Genomic DNA, 18,075 nt, shown 5'->3' with positions numbered 1-18,075 from the left:
CGACGCAGGCGTGCGGCGTGCGCGAAGATGGGTGCATGCCCCAGCTGCGCATCGCACTCGCACAGGTCAACGCATGCGTCGGCGACATCGCCGGCAACAGTTCGATGGTCTTGGACTGGACCCGCCGCGCCGTGCAGGACGGCGCCCACCTCGTGGCCTTCCCCGAGATGGTGCTCTCGGGCTATCCGGTCGAGGATCTCGCGCTGCGCAAGTCGTTCGCCGCCGCGAACCTCTCCGAGCTGGAGGTGCTGGCCCGGCGCTTGCAGGACGCCGGCTGCGGTGACGCGCTGGTCGTCATCGGGCACCTCGGTCGCGACGACGAAGGGCCGCGCAACTCGGCGTCGCTGCTCTACGGCGGCGAGGTCGTCACGACCTACCACAAGCACCACCTGCCGAACTACGGCGTGTTCGACGAGGCCCGCTACTTCGCGCCCGGCTTCGACCTGCCGATCGTGCGGCTGCACGGCCTGGACGTCGGCGTGGTCATCTGCGAGGACATCTGGCAGAACGGCGGGCCGGTGGCCGCGCTGGGCAAGGTCGGCGTGGACCTCGTGGTGTGCATCAACGGTTCGCCGTACGAGCGCGCCAAGGACGACGTGCGCACCCCGCTGGTCATCCGGCGGGCCGCCGAGGCAGGCGCGCCGATGGCGTACGTGAACCTGGTCGGCGCGCAGGACGAGCTGGTGTTCGACGGCGATTCCATGGTCGCCACGCCGGACGGCGAGATCCTCGCGCGGGCGCCGCAGTTCGCCGAGCACCTCACGCTGCTGGACCTGGAGCTGACCGCGGGCGGGCACACCTCGACCACCGTGCCCGCCGAGCCGGGCCCGATGCGGATGCCCGCCTTCGACGTCCAGCGGATCGTGCTGCAGCCGGAGCCGCTGCCGCACTACGAGCCGGTGCCCGCGCTGCCGCCCGCCGAGCGGCTCGACGACGTGGCCGAGGTGTGGTCGGCGCTGGTCACCGGGCTGCGCGACTACGTGCACAAGAACGGGTTCCGGTCGGTGACCTTCGGCTTCTCCGGCGGGATCGACTCCGCGGTGGTCGCCGCGCTGGCCGCCGATGCGCTCGGCGCGGACGCCGTGCACGGGGTGTCGATGCCGTCGAACTACTCGTCGGAGCACTCGCGGTCGGACGCCGCCGAGCTGGCGAAGCGGATCGGCTGCCACTTCGAGGTGCACCCGATCGCCGACATGGTCGACGTGTACGTGCGGCAGCTGGAGCTGACCGGGCTCGCCGAGGAGAACGTGCAGGCGCGCGCCCGGGGCGTGCTGCTGATGGCGCTGTCGAACCAGCGCGGGCACCTGGTGCTGGCCACTGGGAACAAGACCGAGCTGGCGGTGGGTTACTCGACTATCTACGGGGACGCTGTGGGCGCGTTCGCCCCGATCAAGGACGTGCCGAAGACGCTGGTGTGGAAGCTGGCGAAGTGGCGCAACGCCGATGCGGAGAAGCGCGGCGAGGTGCCGCCGATCCCGGAGAACTCGATCACCAAGGCGCCGTCGGCGGAGCTGCGGCCGGACCAGGTGGACCAGGATTCGCTGCCGGAGTACGACGTGCTGGACGTGGTGCTGGACGGCTACGTGGAGGGCGACCGCGGTTACGCGGACCTGATCGCGGACGGGTTCGACGCCGAGCTGGTGGAGCGGGTGCTGCAGCTGGTGGACCGGGCGGAGTACAAGCGCCGCCAGTACCCGCCGGGCACCAAGATCACGTTCAAGGCGTTCGGCCGGGACCGGCGGCTGCCGCTGACCAACCGCTGGCGGGAGATCGCGCCGTGACGGTCCCCGGTGTCCGCGGTTTCAATTGAAACCGCGGACACCGGGGGGATCATCCGCGGTGCCAGTTGGAACCGCGGGCGTGGTCGGTGACGTTTCGCGACCGCCGAAGGAGGTTCGGCCGTGTGGGCCGTGCACGGATTGTGCACTGTGGATGGGCGCCTGGTGCTGTGGGCGGAGGATTCCGGGCTTCCGGCACGGGTGGCCGGGCGCGCGCCGGGCGGCACCGTGGCGCATCCCTTCGCCGTGCCCGGCGAGGCGCTTCGGGACGCGCTGCCCGGTGATCAGCTCAAGGTCGACTCCGTCCGGCTCCAGCTGCCCTCCTACGCCTCCGCACCGGTCGCATCTCCCGAGCTGGTGCGGGATCCGCTGACGGCCGGGCCGACGCCGCGCGGCAAGCTGCGGCTGCGGGAATGGCTGGTTCCTGCCGTGTCGTGCAGCCCCGCGGCCGTGCTCGCGCTGCTCGATGAGGGCGTGCCCGGCTCCCGGTTGGGCGCGTCCGCGCATTTCCTGCACAGCGTCGCCGGATTCGCCGAGCAGGTGGTGTCGCAGGGTCGGGTGCTGCCCGCGCTGGTCTTCGAGGCCGAGCGGCCCGCAGCGCGCTGGCGTGCCGCGTTGTCCGGCACGGATTCGGCGCGGTTCGTGGCGCTGCGGGATTCCATGCCGCAGGCCTTCCGCTGCGAACGCGGCGACCCACCCGCCGACGTCCTGCGCACGGCTCTCGATTCGCTGGTCGACGGCATCGCCCGCGCCCGGGTCGCCGACGTCGGGATGCCCGGCGGCCGGACCGTCGCCGCGGCGTGGCTGAACGCGCTGGCCCACGAGCCGCGGTTCGACGGCGATCCCGCGCAGGTGCGGAAGCTCGCCCGCCGGCTGGAGACCTGGCGCGCCAGCGGTGCCCGGGAAAGCCCGGTGCGGACCTGCTTCCGGTTGCACGCCCCGGAGGGCGACGACCAGTGGCGGCTGGAGTTCCTGCTCCAGGCCGTCGACGACCCGAGCGTCCTCGTGTCCGCGAACGAGGTGTGGCGGGAGGAAAGCCGGGTCCTGCAGCGGTGGGTCGCGCAGCCGCAGGAGTTGCTGCTCGCCGACCTCGGCAAGGCGAGCCGGGTCTTCCCCGGGCTCGATGCGGCGCTGGTCGTCCCGCACCCGACCGAGTTGTTCCTGGACGCCGACGGGGCGTACGAGTTCCTCACCAGCGCGGCGCTGCTGGACCAGGCCGGTTTCGGCGTGCTCCTGCCGTCCTGGTGGGGCCGCACGCAGCAGCTCGGGCTGAAGCTGACCGCGACCAGTTCCGGCACCGCCGGGACCGTGTCGAAGGAGTCCGGGCTCGGCATGGACGCCGTCGTCGACTACCGCTGGGACCTCGCGCTGGGCAACGAGCGGCTGACCGAGTCCGAGCTGGCGGAGCTGGCCGCCGCGAAGGTCCCGCTGGTGCGGGTGCGCGGCAGGTGGGTCCAGGTCGACCGCAAGCGGCTGGCCGCCGGGCTGGCGTTCCTGCAGCGCTCCGGCACCGGCCAGATGACCGCCGGCGAGGTGCTGCTGCAGGCCGGGATGCATTCCGAGGACGGCGACCTGCCGATGCCGGTGGTCGAGGTGAGCGGGCACGGGTGGCTCGGGGACCTGCTGTCCGGGCAGGCCGAGCAATACCTGGAACCCGTTGAGCCGCCTGCGGGTTTCGCCGCGACGCTGCGCCCGTACCAGCGCCGCGGCCTGGCCTGGCTGGCGTTCCTGGACCGGCTGGGCCTGGGCGCCTGCCTCGCCGACGACATGGGCCTCGGCAAGACCGTGCAGCTGCTGGCGCTGGAAGCGCTGGCGCGCTCGGAGGGCTCGCGCGGCCCAACGCTGCTGGTCTGCCCCATGTCGGTGGTCGGCAACTGGCAGCGGGAGGCGGCCAGGTTCGCGCCGGCGCTGAAGGTCCACGTGCACCACGGCGGCGGGCGGCTCGGCGGCGAGGACCTGATGGAGGAGGCCGGCGGGCAGGACCTCGTCATCACGACGTATCCGCTGGCCGCGCGGGATTCGGCCGTGCTGCGGGAGATCCGCTGGGAGCGGGTGGTGCTCGACGAGGCGCAGAACATCAAGAACAGCGCCTCCCGGCAGGCCAAGGCGGTGCGCGGCCTGTCGGCCCGGCAGCGGATCGCGCTGACCGGCACGCCGGTGGAGAACCGGCTCGCCGAGCTGTGGTCCATCATGGACTTCGCGAACCCCGGCGTGCTGGGCTCGCTGAGCACGTTCCGGGCCCGGTTCGCGGTGCCGGTGGAGCGCGACGGCGACACCGACGCCGCGGCCCGGTTGCGGCGCATCACCGGGCCCTTCGTGCTGCGGCGGCTGAAGACCGACCCGGCGATCATCGACGACCTGCCGGACAAGATCGAGATGAAGCAGCTGTGCAACCTCACCGCCGAGCAGGCGTCGCTGTACCAGGCGGTGGTAGACGACATGCTGGCGCGCATCGACGACAGCGAAGGCATGGAGCGCCGCGGGCTGGTGCTGGCGACGATGTCCAAGCTCAAGCAGGTGTGCAACCACCCGGCGCAGCTGCTCGGCGACGGCTCGCCGCTGCCCGGCCGGTCGGGGAAGTTGTTGCGGCTGGAGGAAATCCTCGAATCGGTGCTGGCCGACGGCGACAAGGCGCTGTGCTTCACGCAGTTCGCCGGGTTCGGCGGGATGCTGGTGCCGCACCTGTCGGCGCGGTTCGACACCGAGGTGCTGTTCCTGCACGGCGGGACGCCGAAGAAGGCCCGCGACGAGATGGTCCGGCGGTTCCAGGAGTCCGACGGGCCGTCGATCTTCCTGCTGTCGCTGAAGGCCGGCGGCACCGGGCTGACGCTCACCGCCGCCAACCACGTCATCCACCTGGACCGGTGGTGGAACCCGGCCGTCGAGGACCAGGCCACCGACCGGGCGTTCCGCATCGGCCAGCGCCGGGACGTGCAGGTCCGCAAGCTGACCTGCATCGGCACCCTGGAGGAGAAGATCGACCGGATGATCGAGGACAAGAAGGCGTTGGCGCAGCTGGTCGTCGGCTCCGGCGAGAACTGGCTGACCGAGCTGTCCACGCGCGAGCTGCGCGACCTGGTCGCGCTGGAGGCGGAGGCCATCGGTGAATGAGTGGCGCCGGTTCCCGCCCGGCGCGAAGCCGATCCGCGTCGAGGGCGGCATCAAGGCGCGCAGCAAGCGCGGCGAGATCGCGCAGACCTGGTGGTCGCGGCGGTTCATCGAGGTGCTGGAGTCCTTCGGCATGGGTGGCCGGCTGCAGCGCGGCAAGCGGTACGCACGCGCCGGGCAGGTGCTCAACCTGACGCTGTCGACCAGCATGGTGGTCGCGCTGGTGCAGGGTTCCCGTCCGGAGCCCTACCGGGCTCGGATCGCGATCAAGGCGTTCACCGCGGGCGAGTGGGAGCGGATCGAGCGGGCGCTGGCCGGGCAGGCGCTGTACGCGGCGAAGCTGCTGGCCGGGGAGATGCCGACGGACGTCGAGCGGGTCTTCGACGAGCTCGGGCTGCAGCTGTTCCCGACGACGATGCGGGAACTGACGATGGATTGTTCCTGCCCGGACTGGGAAATCCCGTGCAAGCACCTGGCGGCGGCCTGCTACCTGGTGGCCGAGTCGTTCGACGAGGACCCGTTCCAGATCCTCGCCTGGCGCGGCCGGGGGCGCGAGGAGCTGCTGGACCGGCTGCGGGCACTGCGCGGCAGCGTGTCGGGTCCGGCGGCGGAGGAGCCCGACGAGGCGATGCCGCTGTCGGAACGCCCGGAAACCTTCTGGAGCGCACCGGAATCCCCGGCGGCGCCCGCGACTCCCGGCACTGAGCCGACCGCGCCGGACGCGCTGCTCGACGAGCTCGACCCGCTGCCGGTGCAGATCGGCGGCACGGATGCGACCGACGCGCTCCGCCCCGCCTATCGCGCGATGCGGGGCTCGTGAGCATTCCTGCGAACGTCCACAGGGGACCGGGTTTCAGCCCTTCTGGTCCTCGTCCGTCACCGGCGGCCCGGCCGCCAGCGGAAGATCCCGGATTCGGCGAAGGGGTGAGAGGGGATCGAGCGAAGCCACCCCGCCGACCACAGGAAGCTGGCCGCATCCACCAAGATCGCTACCGGCGCGGACAACCACAGGCGTCCGGCCCGAAGGGCGCCTTCGTCTCGTCAGGGATGTTCGTCGATGGCGGGCATCGGGGCACCGGTCGGGTTCCACGCCTGCAGGAACTGCGGCTGGCGGGATGCGTCGACGAGCTCGATGCGGGCCCCGATCGAGTCCATCCGGTGGTACGCGAAGGCCCTGCCGTACGGGCAACCGGAGAACTCCTCCGGCAAGCCCTGGTCGGCGAGCCGGCGCGCGCCGGCCTCCAGCGAACTCGTCCAGTAGCCGAGGTGGTCGAACCTGGCACCCGCGGACGCGTCCCACGGGCTGCCCGGCGGGCCCTCGATCAGCTCGATGAACGGCGCCCCGCCCTTGGTGAAGACGATCCGGTAGTCCCAGTCCCCGAGCCGGGCGGCCTGCGGTTCGTTCCACTCGACGCCCGCGGACGACTCGAAGTCGCGCATCGCCTTCTCGACGTCGGGCACGACGAAGCACACGTGGTAGAAGGCAGTCATCGGGGCAGTATCGCCTCGAGGAGCTCGGCCGGCGGGAGGGAGGCACCCCCAGTTGCCTCCCTCCCGCGCTCCCACGCGCTCCCGGTCATTAGACGCCCGGAAGGCCGTTTGGTTGCATCGTTGTTTTTCCCGTTATTGCCGGAGGTCGAGCCTCAGGAGCCGCCGGCGCCGAGGTCGCTGCAGGTCGTCGGGTAGTCAGGCGGGATCCGGGCCTTCGCAACGCCCATGACCACGACCGATGCGAGCACCGCCGACCGGGATCACCGATCCCAGCGCCGCATCCCGGCGCCACCGCTTCCGCGCGAGCCGGGATGCGGTTGTGCCGACCGGCCTCAGTCGAAGATCCGCTCCAGCAGGCGGACGGTCACCTCGGCGCCGGCCTCCTTCCCGATCGCCTTGCGGACGTCGGCCTTCACCGGAAGCTTGTGCGTGCCGTCGCCCAGCGCCATGAACGAGCTCCGGAACGGCCGGCCGTCGATCGTGCCCCGGACCTTCACGAGGCCGCGGGTGCCGAAGTACTCGGCCGATCGCGGCCAGACCACATAGGTCCAGCCGCCCCGGTTCGGGCTCTTCTGCAGCGTCGCGGTGAACTGCTCGTCCATCGTGTGCTCCTCTCGCGAACCGCTCCTGGATGTGCAGACCTCGCGGTGCCGCGGAACTCATCGCTCTGGTCTTCCCGGGTCCGAGCGGTTATGCATGTTCCGCGAAGATCGAAAGGCGGGCGTCATGCAGTGGAAGAAGTTCGGTTCCGGGTTGGCCGCGGCGGCCGTCGTCGCCCTGAGCACGGCGTGCTCCGCGACGCCGGTCGAGCCGGCGAAGCCCGCGGCGAGCCGGCTGGACGACGTCGTCCAGCGCGGTGAGCTGCGGGTGTGCAGCACCGGGGACTACCGGCCGTTCACCTACCGGGACGCGGCGGGCGCCTGGAGCGGCATCGACATCGACATGGCGCACGACCTCGCGGGCAGGCTCGGCGTCAAGGCGACGATCGTGCCCACCACCTGGAAGACGCTGGTCGCCGACTTCAACGCGCAGTGCGACATCGCCGTCGGCGGCGTGTCGATCACCTTGGACCGCGCGAAGCAGGCCTTCTTCAGCACCGCCTACGTGGTCGACGGCAAGACGCCGATCACCCGCTGCGAGAACGCCCCGCGGTTCCAGACGTTGCAGCAGATCGACCAGCCCGGCGTCCGCGCCGTCGTCAACCCCGGCGGCACCAACGAGCAGTTCGCCAAGCAGAACCTCAAGCAGGCAACCATCGTCGAGCACCCGGACAACAACACGATCTTCCAGCAGATCCTCGACGGCAAGGCCGACCTGATGATGACCGACGCCGCCGAGACCAAGTGGCAGGCCAGGCAGCACCCGGAGCTGTGCTCGGTGCACCCCGACCAGCCGTTCACCTTCAGCGAGAAGGCGTACCTGCTGCCGAAGGGCGACGTCGTGTTCCAGCAGTACGTGGACCAGTGGCTCAACCTCGCGCTGCGCGACGGCACCTACGCGCGCATCGCGGAGCCCTGGATCGGCTGAATGGTGATGTTGGCCTCCGGGGTGTGTCGGCGGGGTTGGGCGCGTGCGACGCTTTCCCCCGCAACCATCCGCAACTACCCGGGGACCCGCGATGCGGGCCTCGAGGAAAAGGACGGTCAACGATGACTGCTGCCCAGAACCAGGGTGAGACGGCGGCGCCGTACGGGTCCACGCCGGCCAAGCGGCGCGTGCGCATCCACCACCTCCAGCAGCTGAAGGAGCGCGGCGAGCCCTGGCCGATGCTCACCTCCTACGACATGTACACCGCGCGGATCTTCGACCAGGCCGGCATCCCGGTGCTGCTGGTCGGCGACTCGGCCGCCAACAACGTCTACGGCTACGAGTCGTCGCTACCGGTGACCGTGGACGAGCTGCTGCCGCTGGTCCGCGCCGTGACCCGGTCGGCGGAGCGGGCCCTGGTGGTGGCAGACCTGCCGTTCGGCTCCTACCAGGCGTCGCCGGAGCAGGCGCTGGCCACCGCGACGCGGTTCATGAAGGAAGGCCGCGCGCACGCGGTCAAGCTCGAAGGCGGCCGCCGCTACGCCCCGCAGATCGAGGCGCTGGTATCGGCGGGCATCCCGGTGATGGCCCACATCGGTTTCACGCCGCAGAGCGAGCACGGCCTCGGCGGCTACCGGGTGCAGGGCCGCGGCGACAAGGCCGACGAGCTGCTCGCGGACGCGCTCGCGGTGCAGGAGGCCGGCGCGTTCTCCGTGGTGCTGGAGATGGTGTCGGCGGACGCGGCGAAGCGGGTGACCGGGGAGCTGCGCATCCCGACGGTCGGCATCGGGGCCGGGCCCGACTGCGACGCCCAGGTGCTGGTCTGGACGGACATGTCGGGCATGAACACCGGTCGCACGGCGAAGTTCGTGAAGCGCTACGCCGACGTGGGCGGGATCCTGGCCGACGCCGCCGGCCGCTTCGCGGACGAAGTCCGCGGCCACGCCTTCCCCGCCGCGGAGCACTCCTTCCACTGAGGTGACGCCGGGGTGCGCGGCGTCGGTCGCGCACCCCGGATCAGCCGCCGGCGGCCCGGGCGATGCGATCGGCCAGCTCCCGCGAGTAGTCGATGAGCTCGGGCGGGGACTCGATCGTGTAAGGCACGCCGACCGTGGCGAGGGCGACCGACAACCACTCCCAGGACTCGACGCTGGTGACGTAGCGGCAGCTGGTGTCGTCGATGGCTTCGAGCGACCCGGCTTCGGCGATCAGCCGATCGGAGATCACCGAGACCGGCGCCGCGAAGCGCACCACGCCGCGCCGCCCGCGGGAGAACCGGGCGCTGTCCTGGACGAAGCTCACCGGATCGTCGGCGGGCAGCTCGCGGGGAGCGAAGGTGGTGCCCGGAACGCCGAGCTCGCCGATCCGGTCGATCCGGTAGGTGCGCCAGTCGGCTCGGTCGCGGTCCCAGCCCAGCAGGTACCAGCGGCGGTCGAACAGCACCTGGCGGTACGGCTCGACGCGGCGTTCGGTGTGCTCCCCGCTGCGGCTCGTGTAGTCGAATCGCACGTCCTGGTGCATGTGCGCTGCGGTCGCGAGCAGCTGCACGGTTCGCAGATCCAGTGCCTGGGTGGCGCGGGAGGTCGTCTCGGTCGCCGAGGTGAGCGCCTGGATCCGGGCGCGCAGCCGGGTCGGTACGACGCGTTCGAGCTTGCGCAGGGCACCTTCGGCAGCATCGCCGGCCCCGCCCATCTGGGTGAGCGCGGCGATCCGCAGGCCGACGACGGTGGCGACCGCCTCGTCGTCGGTGAGCAGCAGCGGCGGCATGGCCCGACCGGCGACGAGCTGGTAGTTCCCGCCCGGTCCGCGCGTCGAGGAGACCGGGTAGCCGAGCTCGCGCAGGCGGTCGAGGTCGCGCCGCAGGGTGCGCGGTGATGCGCCCAGCCTCGCGGCCAGTTCAGCCCCGGCCCAGCTCCGGCCGCTCTGCAGCAGCGAGAGCAACTCCAACAGCCGTGTGCTCGGATCCGTCATCGCACTCGAACCTAACCGGAATTGTGGCCAGGATTCGACCACAACCGACCGTAGCGTCCCGGACATGGCACATGAACCCGAGAAGATCGTCGTCACCACACCCACCGGACACGTGGGATCCCGAGTCGTGCAACTGCTCGTGCAGGCGGGCGTGCGCCCGACATTGCTGATGCGCGAACCCGCCAAGCTCGACGCGGCGACGCGCGACCGGGTCGACGTCGTGCAGGGCGACCAGGGTGATGCCGATTTCGTCCTCCTCGCGACGAAGGACGCTGACCGCCTCTTCTGGGTGGACCCGCCCACGCCGGACGACGACCCGGCCGCCGGCTACGCCCGCATGGGCGCCAACGCGGCGCGCGCGGTGCGGGAGAACGGCATCGCCCGCACCGTGTTCCTCAGCAGCGTCGGCGCGGAGAAGCGCCACGGAGCCGGCGAGATCGATGGCCTGGCCCGGACCGAGGAGCAGCTGGATGCCACCGGCGCCGACGTGCTGCACCTGCGCTGCGGGTACTTCTTCACCAACCTGTTCATGGAGCTCGACGGCTTGCGAGAGGGCGTGCTCCGCACCACGTGGCCCCTCGACTTCTCGATGCCCTGGGTCGATCCCCGCGACATCGGCGAAGTGGTGGCCGCGCGGCTGCTCTCGGACGGTTGGTCGGGACGCCACGTGCAGGCCGTGCACGGGCCCGAAGACCTGACGTTCCCGCAGGTGGCCGAAATCCTGAGCCGCGCGGTGGGACGCGAGGTGCGCGCCGAGCGGATCTCCGATGACGAGTTCCGCGCTTCGCTGCGATCAGCAGGCTTGACCAACGGACAGGTCGAGGGCATCGTCGGCATGTCGATCGGGCAGCGCGAGAACTTCGTCCCCGAGGACGAGCGCAGCATCCTCACCACGACGCCGACCGCTCTCGCCGCCTGGGCCCACGCGCACCTCCGGCCCCTGCTCTGATCCGCGTGTGTGCAGGGGCTGTGCGCACTGCCCCTGCACGCCTGCGGCTCTAGGCGGGCGGAGTGCCGGTGCCGAAGGGCTTGCCGCCCAAGGCTTCCCGGCCGTGCGGCGTGCCCCAGCCGGACAGGTCCGGGCCCGCCGGGACGATGCCGGTCGGGTTGATCTGGTGGTGCGTCGCGTAGTAGTGGCGCTTGATGTGGTCGAAGTCGACCGTGTCGCCGAAGCCCGGCGTCTGGAACAGATCCCGGGCGTACGCCCACAGGACCGGCATCTCCGCGAGCTTCTGGCGGTTGCACTTGAAGTGCCCGTGGTAGACGGCGTCGAAGCGCACCAGCGTGGTGAACAGCCGGACGTCGGCCTCGGTGATCGCGTCGCCGACCAGGTAGCGGCGATCCGCCAGGCGCTCGGAAAGCCGGTCCAGGCGCGCGAAAAGCCGCTCGAAGGCCTGCTCGTAAGCCTGCTGCGAGGTGGCGAAGCCGCAGCGGTAGACGCCGTTGTTCACGTCGGCGTAGACGCCCGCGTTGACCTCGTCGATCTCCGCGCGCAGGTGCTCCGGGTACAGCTGCGGCGCGCCCTCGCGGTGGTGCGCGGCCCATTCCGTGGACAGGTCGAGCGTCAGCTGCGGGTAGTCGTTGGTGACCACCTTGCGCTCCGCGACGTCCAGGACCGCGGGAACCGTGTAGCGGCCGGCGAACTCGGGATCGGCGGTCAGGTACGCCTCGGAGAGGAAGGCGATCCCGGTCGCCGGGTCCTTCTCCCCCGGATCGAGGGTGAAGCGCCAGCCGCGCTCGTCGCGGATCGGGTCGACGATCCCCAGCGACAGCACGTCCTCCAGCCCGAGCAGGCGGCGCACGATCACCGACCGGTGCGCCCACGGGCACGCCAGGCTCACCACCAGCCGGTACCGGCCCGGCTCCACCGGCCACCGGGACGAGCCGTCCGCGGTGATCCGCTCGGTGAACCGGTTCGCCTGCCGCACCCACTCGCCCCGAGTCGAGGTCTCCGCCGCGAACTGCGCTTCAGCCATGCACCCACCCTAGGCCCGGCGCGGACCCGGTTTCGGTTGAAACAGGTGTTTCCCAGCAAGTGGACGCGCCCGTCGGGGTTCCGGCGCAGTTTCAATTGAAACCGCGGGTCACCGAGCCCGGTTCCGGATGGTGGAAGATTTCGGGTTCCGGCGGTGCGGATTAGGGTGCCGGGCATGGATCTCGATCTCTCCGGCCGCTGCTTCCTCGTCACCGGCGCCAGCAAGGGGCTCGGCTTCGCCACCGCCCGCGCGCTCGTCGACGAGGGCGCGAACGTCGTCGTGTCGTCCTCGTCCGAGGACAACACCGCTGCCGCAGTCGACGCGCTCGGCGACCGCGCTCGCGGGCTCGCCGCCGACCTCACCGACCCCGCCGCTCCGCGCCGCCTGATCGACTACGCGCGGGAGCAGTTCGGGCGGCTGGACGGCCTGTTCGTCAGCCACGGCGGCCCGCCCGCCGGGCTGCCCAGCGGGCTCGACGACGACGCGCTGCGCCGCGGCCTGGAGATCGCCACCATCGCCCCGATCCGGATCGCCCGCGAGGTCGCCGCCGAACTCGGCGACGGCGGTTCGATCGTGGTCCTGACCTCCACCTCCGGTGCGGAGCCGCTGACCGGGCTGGCCAGCTCGAACGTCGCCCGGCCCGCGACGCAGGGCTTCGTGAAGGACCTCGCCAACGAGGTGGGGCCGCGCGGGATCCGGGTCAACGCGCTGCTGCCCGGCCGCTTCGAGACCGAACGAGCCCGCGAACTGGCCACGCAGAACCCGAAAGCCCAGGAGCAGGCCGAGCAGGCGGCGGCGCTGCGCCGGTCCGGCGACCCGGCGGAACTGGCCGCGGTCGCCGCATTCCTGTTGTCCCCCAAGGCTTCCTACGTCACCGGCGCGGCCTGGACGGTGGACGGCGGGCGACGCGCCGAGATGTGATCAGACGACGCCGTGCTCGTCGAGCCCGGACTCCGGCGGGGCCGTGCGCCTTGCGGCGATTTCGCGCGAAATCGCCGCCCAGCCGAGGCGGGTATGCGCGGGACCGCCCGGTCAGCCCGCGCGTTTGGCGAGCACGTCGGCGTGGCACGGCTTGGGCGCGCACCAGCAGCCCAGCGCGCGGCCGTTCAGCACGCCCTCGCGGAGCTCCGCGAGCAGTTTCGGCTGCTCGTCCAGCCACTGCTCGTAGTGCCGGACCATCGCCTCGCGATCGATCTTCGCCTCCTTGAGGAACGGGCTGGCGAACTCCGACTCCGGCCAGTGGTGCCGCGGTCCGGCGTGCCCCACGTAGGTCAGCAGGCCCTGCTCCTCCAGCCACGGCACCAGGTGCTTGTGCGGACCGTCCTTGCGCACGTTGACCACGATGGTGTGCCCGTCGAGCAGGGCGTCCGCCCGCTCCCGCTCGTCGTCGTTCCAACTGCTCGCCTCGTCCGGCAGCACCACGAACCACCTCCGCCGCTCAGGGTGCCGTGCCCGGCAGCGGGGGACAATTTCGCGCCGCACGACGCCGATCACCCGGAGCCGGCGCGACTCCCCGGGGAATCGCGCCGGCTCCGGGTGATCGAGGCCGATAGTAGTGACGCGCGGTGGGCGCGTCGCCCGATCAGACGTCGGTGATGCGGAGGCCCGCGTGCGCCTTGTAGCGGCGGTTGATCGCGATCAGGTTCGCCGTGAGCGCCTCCACCTGGTGGGCGTTGCGCAGGCGCCCGCCGTAGATGCCGCGCACGCCCGGGATCACGTCGGCCAGCTCGCGGACCACGTCGGTGGCCTCGCGGTCGTCGCCGAGCACCAGAACGTCCAGGTCCACGTGGGTGACCGCGAGATCGGCCAGGGTCACCGCGGAAACGTGGTGGAACGCCGCCGTCACCCGGGACTCCGGCAGCAGTTGCTCGGCCTGCTCCGCCGCGCTGCCCTCCGGCACCGGCAGCGCGTACGGACCCTTCTTGTCGAAGCCGAGCGGGTTGACGCAGTCGATCACGATCTTGCCGGCGAGCTCCGCCTGCAACGACTTCAGCGTCTCCGCGTGGCCCTCCCACGGCAGCGCGGCCAGCACGATGTCCGATGCCGCCGCACAACCCGCGTTGTCCTGGCCGGAGACGTCGCCGCCCGCGATCTCGACGATCTCGGCCGCCGCCTGCTGGGCGCGCTCGGCGTTGCGCGAGCCGATCACGACCTTCAGGCCCGCCTTCGCCCACCGGATCGCCAGCCCCCGGCCCTGCGCACCGGTGCCGCCCAGCACTCCGACCGTCATCTCCCGCACCTCAGCCACCCTCGGCCCCTTTCGTCGCCATCGACCGTGCTCAATCCACGATCGACCCGAGGAGAGCAATTCGCCACGGGGTGTGGGTCAGGCCACTTCGAACGCGACGTCGCGGCGCACCGGATCGGCCTCCACGAGCCGCACCCGGACCTGCTGGCCCTCACCGAGGCCGGTGCCGCTGCACCGCGCGATGACCGGCGGATCGGCCACGAACACCTCGCCTGCCGTGCCGTTGGGCACCCGCAGCACCGTCGCGGCGAACTCCTCGCCTACCCGCGACGCCAGCGACCAGGCCTGCGCCTGCGCGATGCAGGCCCGCTCCACCTGCCCGGCCACCCGGTCGGAGCTGCCCATCGCCGAAGGCAGCCCGGCCAGCGCCTCGTGCACCCACTCCGGTACTTCCCGGTCCGATGCCACCGCCAGGCAGACCTCGGCGCTGTAGCGATCGACCAGTCGCCGCAGCGGGGCCGTGACGTGCGCGTACGAGGCTCCGATGCCCGCGTGGTTGGCCTTCGCCGGCGCCCCGTCGCCGAAGGCGGTGTAGCCGGCGCCGCGAAGCAGGCGGGTCGCCGCCACGTGCACGGCCAGCGCCTCCGGGCGGATCGGGTCGAGCCCGGCGAGCGCGGCCGCGGGCGGCGTGTCCACCGGCCAGTGCACGCCGAGCCTGGTCGCCGACCGGCGCAGCCCGGCCACCGTCTCCGGCTCCGGATCGGGCACCGTGCGCAGCACGCCGATCCCGGCCGACAGCATCATCTCCGCCGCGCACATGCCGGTGAGCAGCGAGATCTCGGCGTTCCACGCCTCGACCACCAGCCGCGGCCGCAGCACCAGCCGCCACCCACCGCCCCCGTCGGATTCCACCTGCTGCTCGGGCAGGCCGAGTTCGATCGCGCCGCGCAGCACCGCCTGCTCCCGGCGCAGCCGCCCGACCTCCGGCAGCAGCTCGATGGACGGATGCGGGACGCCGAGCCGCAGCGAGCGCTGCACCCCGTCGTAGTCCAGCTGCGCGACCGACCGCACCAGCGCCCGCCGGACGTCCACGCGCACCGGCAGACCGTCGGAATCCAGGTCGATCGTCCACAGCACCGCCGCTCGCACCTGATCAGGCAGCAGGCTCGCGGCGTCTTCGGACAGCCGCGTCGGGTGCAGCGGGATGTTGCCGTCCGGCAGGTAGAGCGTCTGCCCGCGCCGCCGCGCCTCCACGTCCAGCGCGCCGCCGGGCACCACGAACGCGGCCACGTCGGCGATCGCGTAGTGGATCTGGTAGCCGTCGCGCCGCCGCCGGACCAGCACCGCCTGGTCGAGGTCCTTCGCGCCGGGCGGATCGACCGTCACCAGCGGGAGGTCGGTGGCGTCCACCCGTGCGCCGGTCGGCACCTGCTGCGCGACGGTCTGCTCCACCTCGGCCAGCGCGGCGGTCGGGTAGTCGACGGGCAACCCCAGCTCGGCGCGGATCGCCGAGAAGTCCAAGCCCAGTTCCGGCCGGCTTCGGCCGGTCGGTAAGGCGGCGGCAACTCCGGTGCCACCCGGTGAGGTCCCCGCCGCCGCCACGAGCTCAGTCCTCGCTGTTCCAGCGCTGGTCGGCCTCGTCGGCCGCCTTGGTCCGCTCCTCGGCTATCTCGAGCGCGCGGGCCGCGGTCTCCCGGTCCGGGTACGGCCCCAGGCGCTCCGCAGCCCGGCAGCCCGCCTTCGGCTCGACCTGCCGATGCGTCAAACAGAAGTACCAGCTTCCGCGCCCCATGCATCGAGCCTCGCACGACGGCGCGCACCTGTCACGCGCCAGGCGGCGACACGACCGGTATGTCCCAACCTCACCAAGCCGGCGGTGGCGGCGCCGCCGGGGTCGGCTGCGAGCCGCCGGGAGTCTGGCGCGGGATCGGGTCCAGGCAGGACACCAGCACCTGGTGCGTCTCCGGGTTGTCGATGCGGCGCCCGTCCCGCATCCGGTACTCCAGCTCGCCGTTGTCGTCGACCTCGACGGTGCACCCGACCTCGGCGAGCTGGTCGTCGTCGAGGTCCACCAGCCGCTCGTAGCGGGACGGGACCACCCGGTACACAGGCCACTGCAGGTGCCCGAACGCCTGGTGGAACTCCGCCAGCAGGTTGCTCATCTGGTGCTGCCACGGCAGCGGCATCGCCTCGGCCAGCGATCGCGGCAGCACCGCGTACCCGGCGTCCACGCCGGGCAGGGGCCGGGCCAGGTAGTCCCCGAGCGGAGTGCTCGACGCAGGCGGACCGGACGGCCGCGGAATCGGGTCTGGTGTGAACATGGTCAACCCTTTCCGAAGGTCAGCAGGCCGTCGCCATTCTTACCTACCGCGCACCCCCAGCGGCTGGAGCTTGCACGCCCGTCGACGGCGTGTCGGCGGGCGCGTCGGCAGGCGGAACCGGCGCGGTCGACGGCGGCGCGGTCTCGGCCGCCGGCGGTGGATCGGTGGCCGGGCGCACCACCGTGGGCAGCAGCTGACCGCCGTCCCACAGCTTCGTCACCTCGACCGATTCGCCGGGCTGCGGCGCGTGCAGGACCTCGTTGTCGCCCAGGTAGAGCGCCACGTGGTGGATGCCCTTCGGGTCCCGGCCGTAGCCCCAGAACACCAGGTCACCGGGCTGCGCCTGGGCCAGCGGGACGTGCACGCCGCCCTGGAAGTACTGCGTCTGCGAGTACTTCGGGATCTCCACCCCGGCCGCCTTCCACGCCTGCTGCGTCAGGCCCGAGCAGTCGAAGGAGTCCGGCCCCGCCGCGCCCCACACGTACGGCTTGCCGAGCTGGGTCTGGGCGTACTTGATGGCCTGATCGGCGAGCACGCCCGCGCTGGGCAGGTCCTCGCAGCCGCTGATGCCCTCGACGTCGCCCTCCACGCTCACCAGGTGCGCCGCCATCGGCTCCCACTTGTGGTAGCGCAGCGGAAACGCCGAGCGCTCCACCCGCTGGGCGGCCTCGCCGGGCCGCATCTCCTCCCAGCCGGGCACCTTGAGCAGCACGTCGTAGAACTTGTTGATCTGGTAGTCCACGTCGGTGACCTGCTGGACCGTGCCCCAGCCCATGGACGGCCGCATCTGGAAGATGCCCAGCGAGTCCCGGTCGCCGTGGAACAGGTTCGCCAGGTTCGACTCGGTCTTGCCCGCCTGGATGGCGATCTGCCAGGCCCGCGGCGGCAGGCCGCGCTGCTTGCCGATCTCGATGATGCGCTGGGCGATGCCGACCGACTCGTCGGTGAGCGTCGAGGCGTCCCGCTCCCCGCGCCCCTCGCCGTCGCCCCACGGCCCCAGGTCGGCGCTGCAATTCGACCAGCCGGCGCCGCGACCACCGCTGCCGACCAGCAGCGCGGTCACCGCGCCGACGCCGATCAGACCTGCGAAACCCGCGAGCACGACGACCGCAACCACGAGCTTCCGCATGTCAGCCTTCCTTGTCGTACTGGGCGACTCGCCAACCGGCCGGCGTCTTGTTCACGGTCACCGCCAGCGCGCCGATGTCGGTCGGCAGCCGCACCACCATCGAGCCCGAGGTGGAGCTGACCGCGCTGGCCGCGCCGGTGATCACGTTGCCCGCGTTGCTCGGGTCCACCGACGACATCTCGGTGAGGAACTCGTCGGTGGTGTACGGGCGGAGCTTGGCCAGCCACTGCTGGCGGTCGGCGCCGACGGGGTGGTCCACCCACGCCTTGCCCCACTGCTCGACGACGACCAGCCCGGCCGGGTCCGGGGCGACGGGCGTCGGGGCGGCCTGCGGCACCGAGATCGTCGGCGGCGCCTTCGCCCGGGTCGGCGGCGGCACGACCGCCGAGTGCTGGGCGGCCCTGGTGCGGGAGGCGGCCATGTTCGTGCTCGGCGCCGGCTCGGGCAGCAGGTAGCCGACGACCGTGGCCACCGCGGCGAGCGCGACCACCGCGCCCACCAGGTGCTTCGGGGAGCGCAGCGGCCAGCCCCACAACCTGCGGTACACCGCGGCCCGCCCGCGGTGCGTGCGGATCGGCATCAGCTC

18 protein-coding genes are annotated in these 18,075 nt (G+C 71.9%); 7 read left to right on the top strand and 11 right to left on the bottom strand.

Going from position 1 to position 18,075, the window contains the following annotated elements:
* Positions 1–35 precede the first annotated feature (35 nt).
* The 3 genes from AC07FN_RS31610 (at position 36) to AC07FN_RS31600 (ending at position 5,706) form a co-directional block, all read left to right on the top strand.
* Positions 36–1,781, top strand: coding sequence for an NAD+ synthase (locus AC07FN_RS31610; RefSeq protein WP_478398900.1), 1,746 nt, complete (start codon positions 36–38; stop codon positions 1,779–1,781).
* A 120-nt stretch (positions 1,782–1,901) separates the two neighbouring features.
* Positions 1,902–4,889: a DEAD/DEAH box helicase gene (locus tag AC07FN_RS31605; protein ID WP_478398899.1), complete on the top strand. Its 2,988-nt coding sequence runs from the start codon at positions 1,902–1,904 to the stop codon at positions 4,887–4,889.
* Entirely contained in the window at positions 4,882–5,706 is an 825-nt protein-coding gene (locus AC07FN_RS31600) for an SWIM zinc finger family protein (RefSeq protein WP_478398898.1), read from the top strand. Before AC07FN_RS31605 ends, AC07FN_RS31600 begins: the two co-directional genes overlap by 8 nt.
* A gap of 221 nt (positions 5,707–5,927) precedes the next feature.
* Here the strand turns inward: AC07FN_RS31600 and AC07FN_RS31595 are convergent, their stop codons facing one another.
* Positions 5,928–6,377 (bottom strand): VOC family protein, encoded by a 450-nt coding sequence (locus AC07FN_RS31595; RefSeq protein WP_452611745.1) that lies wholly within the window; start codon positions 6,375–6,377, stop codon positions 5,928–5,930.
* A gap of 332 nt (positions 6,378–6,709) precedes the next feature.
* Complete coding sequence (locus AC07FN_RS31590; RefSeq protein ID WP_132488153.1) at positions 6,710–6,979, bottom strand: DUF1905 domain-containing protein; 270 nt, start codon at positions 6,977–6,979, stop codon at positions 6,710–6,712.
* 124 nt (positions 6,980–7,103) lie between these two features.
* Here AC07FN_RS31590 and AC07FN_RS31585 point away from each other — a divergent pair, with 124 nt between their 5' ends.
* The gene (locus AC07FN_RS31585; protein ID WP_478398897.1) at positions 7,104–7,904 is read left to right on the top strand and encodes a transporter substrate-binding domain-containing protein; all 801 of its coding nucleotides are present in this window, start codon (positions 7,104–7,106) and stop codon (positions 7,902–7,904) included.
* A 122-nt stretch (positions 7,905–8,026) separates the two neighbouring features.
* Positions 8,027–8,881 carry a 3-methyl-2-oxobutanoate hydroxymethyltransferase gene (gene panB / locus AC07FN_RS31580; protein WP_478398896.1) on the top strand — a complete coding sequence of 285 codons (855 nt, stop codon included), beginning with the start codon at positions 8,027–8,029 and terminating at the stop codon, positions 8,879–8,881.
* A 40-nt stretch (positions 8,882–8,921) separates the two neighbouring features.
* On the opposite strand, the gene AC07FN_RS31575 is transcribed toward panB, so the two are convergent.
* Positions 8,922–9,875 (bottom strand): helix-turn-helix transcriptional regulator, encoded by a 954-nt coding sequence (locus tag AC07FN_RS31575; protein WP_478398895.1) that lies wholly within the window; start codon positions 9,873–9,875, stop codon positions 8,922–8,924.
* 64 nt (positions 9,876–9,939) lie between these two features.
* On the opposite strand from AC07FN_RS31575, the gene AC07FN_RS31570 reads away from it, so the two are divergent.
* Positions 9,940–10,824 carry an NmrA family NAD(P)-binding protein gene (locus AC07FN_RS31570; RefSeq protein WP_478398894.1) on the top strand — a complete coding sequence of 295 codons (885 nt, stop codon included), beginning with the start codon at positions 9,940–9,942 and terminating at the stop codon, positions 10,822–10,824.
* Between the two features lie 49 nt (positions 10,825–10,873).
* Here the strand turns inward: AC07FN_RS31570 and AC07FN_RS31565 are convergent, their stop codons facing one another.
* Positions 10,874–11,851, bottom strand: coding sequence for a glutathione S-transferase family protein (locus AC07FN_RS31565; RefSeq protein ID WP_478398893.1), 978 nt, complete (start codon positions 11,849–11,851; stop codon positions 10,874–10,876).
* A 174-nt stretch (positions 11,852–12,025) separates the two neighbouring features.
* Here AC07FN_RS31565 and AC07FN_RS31560 point away from each other — a divergent pair, with 174 nt between their 5' ends.
* Positions 12,026–12,772, top strand: a complete 747-nt coding sequence (locus tag AC07FN_RS31560) for an SDR family NAD(P)-dependent oxidoreductase (protein ID WP_478398892.1) — start codon at positions 12,026–12,028, stop codon at positions 12,770–12,772.
* A 111-nt stretch (positions 12,773–12,883) separates the two neighbouring features.
* Here the strand turns inward: AC07FN_RS31560 and AC07FN_RS31555 are convergent, their stop codons facing one another.
* From AC07FN_RS31555 to AC07FN_RS31525, 7 genes are all read right to left on the bottom strand, one after another.
* The gene (locus AC07FN_RS31555; RefSeq protein ID WP_452612220.1) at positions 12,884–13,270 is read right to left on the bottom strand and encodes a DUF4326 domain-containing protein; all 387 of its coding nucleotides are present in this window, start codon (positions 13,268–13,270) and stop codon (positions 12,884–12,886) included.
* A 163-nt stretch (positions 13,271–13,433) separates the two neighbouring features.
* The gene (gene npdG, locus AC07FN_RS31550) at positions 13,434–14,099 is read right to left on the bottom strand and encodes an NADPH-dependent F420 reductase (protein WP_478398891.1); all 666 of its coding nucleotides are present in this window, start codon (positions 14,097–14,099) and stop codon (positions 13,434–13,436) included.
* A 78-nt stretch (positions 14,100–14,177) separates the two neighbouring features.
* Positions 14,178–15,641, bottom strand: a complete 1,464-nt coding sequence (locus AC07FN_RS31545) for an RNB domain-containing ribonuclease (RefSeq protein WP_478398890.1) — start codon at positions 15,639–15,641, stop codon at positions 14,178–14,180.
* A 4-nt stretch (positions 15,642–15,645) separates the two neighbouring features.
* Positions 15,646–15,831 carry a hypothetical protein gene (locus AC07FN_RS31540; RefSeq protein ID WP_093272913.1) on the bottom strand — a complete coding sequence of 62 codons (186 nt, stop codon included), beginning with the start codon at positions 15,829–15,831 and terminating at the stop codon, positions 15,646–15,648.
* 70 nt (positions 15,832–15,901) lie between these two features.
* Positions 15,902–16,360 carry a hypothetical protein gene (locus AC07FN_RS31535; RefSeq protein ID WP_397526294.1) on the bottom strand — a complete coding sequence of 153 codons (459 nt, stop codon included), beginning with the start codon at positions 16,358–16,360 and terminating at the stop codon, positions 15,902–15,904.
* A gap of 43 nt (positions 16,361–16,403) precedes the next feature.
* Entirely contained in the window at positions 16,404–17,489 is a 1,086-nt protein-coding gene (locus AC07FN_RS31530; protein ID WP_478398889.1) for a C40 family peptidase, read from the bottom strand.
* A gap of 1 nt (position 17,490) precedes the next feature.
* The gene (locus AC07FN_RS31525; RefSeq protein WP_478398888.1) at positions 17,491–18,069 is read right to left on the bottom strand and encodes a hypothetical protein; all 579 of its coding nucleotides are present in this window, start codon (positions 18,067–18,069) and stop codon (positions 17,491–17,493) included.
* Between the last annotated feature and the right edge of the window lie 6 nt (positions 18,070–18,075).

Source organism: Saccharopolyspora sp. NPDC045941, from assembly GCF_056431445.1.
This window is presented reverse-complemented; position numbering and strand designations above follow the sequence as displayed.

Coding starts and splice junctions, on each gene's coding strand:
- AC07FN_RS31535 (WP_397526294.1), bottom strand. CDS start 16,360: ATGTTCACACCAGACCCGATTCCGCGGCCGTCCGGTCCGCCTGCGTCG.
- AC07FN_RS31565 (WP_478398893.1), bottom strand. CDS start 11,851: ATGGCTGAAGCGCAGTTCGCGGCGGAGACCTCGACTCGGGGCGAGTGG.
- AC07FN_RS31590 (WP_132488153.1), bottom strand. CDS start 6,979: ATGGACGAGCAGTTCACCGCGACGCTGCAGAAGAGCCCGAACCGGGGC.
- AC07FN_RS31575 (WP_478398895.1), bottom strand. CDS start 9,875: ATGACGGATCCGAGCACACGGCTGTTGGAGTTGCTCTCGCTGCTGCAG.
- AC07FN_RS31540 (WP_093272913.1), bottom strand. CDS start 15,831: ATGGGGCGCGGAAGCTGGTACTTCTGTTTGACGCATCGGCAGGTCGAG.
- AC07FN_RS31585 (WP_478398897.1), top strand. CDS start 7,104: ATGCAGTGGAAGAAGTTCGGTTCCGGGTTGGCCGCGGCGGCCGTCGTC.
- AC07FN_RS31525 (WP_478398888.1), bottom strand. CDS start 18,069: ATGCCGATCCGCACGCACCGCGGGCGGGCCGCGGTGTACCGCAGGTTG.
- AC07FN_RS31570 (WP_478398894.1), top strand. CDS start 9,940: ATGGCACATGAACCCGAGAAGATCGTCGTCACCACACCCACCGGACAC.
- AC07FN_RS31530 (WP_478398889.1), bottom strand. CDS start 17,489: ATGCGGAAGCTCGTGGTTGCGGTCGTCGTGCTCGCGGGTTTCGCAGGT.
- AC07FN_RS31560 (WP_478398892.1), top strand. CDS start 12,026: ATGGATCTCGATCTCTCCGGCCGCTGCTTCCTCGTCACCGGCGCCAGC.
- AC07FN_RS31595 (WP_452611745.1), bottom strand. CDS start 6,377: ATGACTGCCTTCTACCACGTGTGCTTCGTCGTGCCCGACGTCGAGAAG.
- AC07FN_RS31610 (WP_478398900.1), top strand. CDS start 36: ATGCCCCAGCTGCGCATCGCACTCGCACAGGTCAACGCATGCGTCGGC.
- panB (WP_478398896.1), top strand. CDS start 8,027: ATGACTGCTGCCCAGAACCAGGGTGAGACGGCGGCGCCGTACGGGTCC.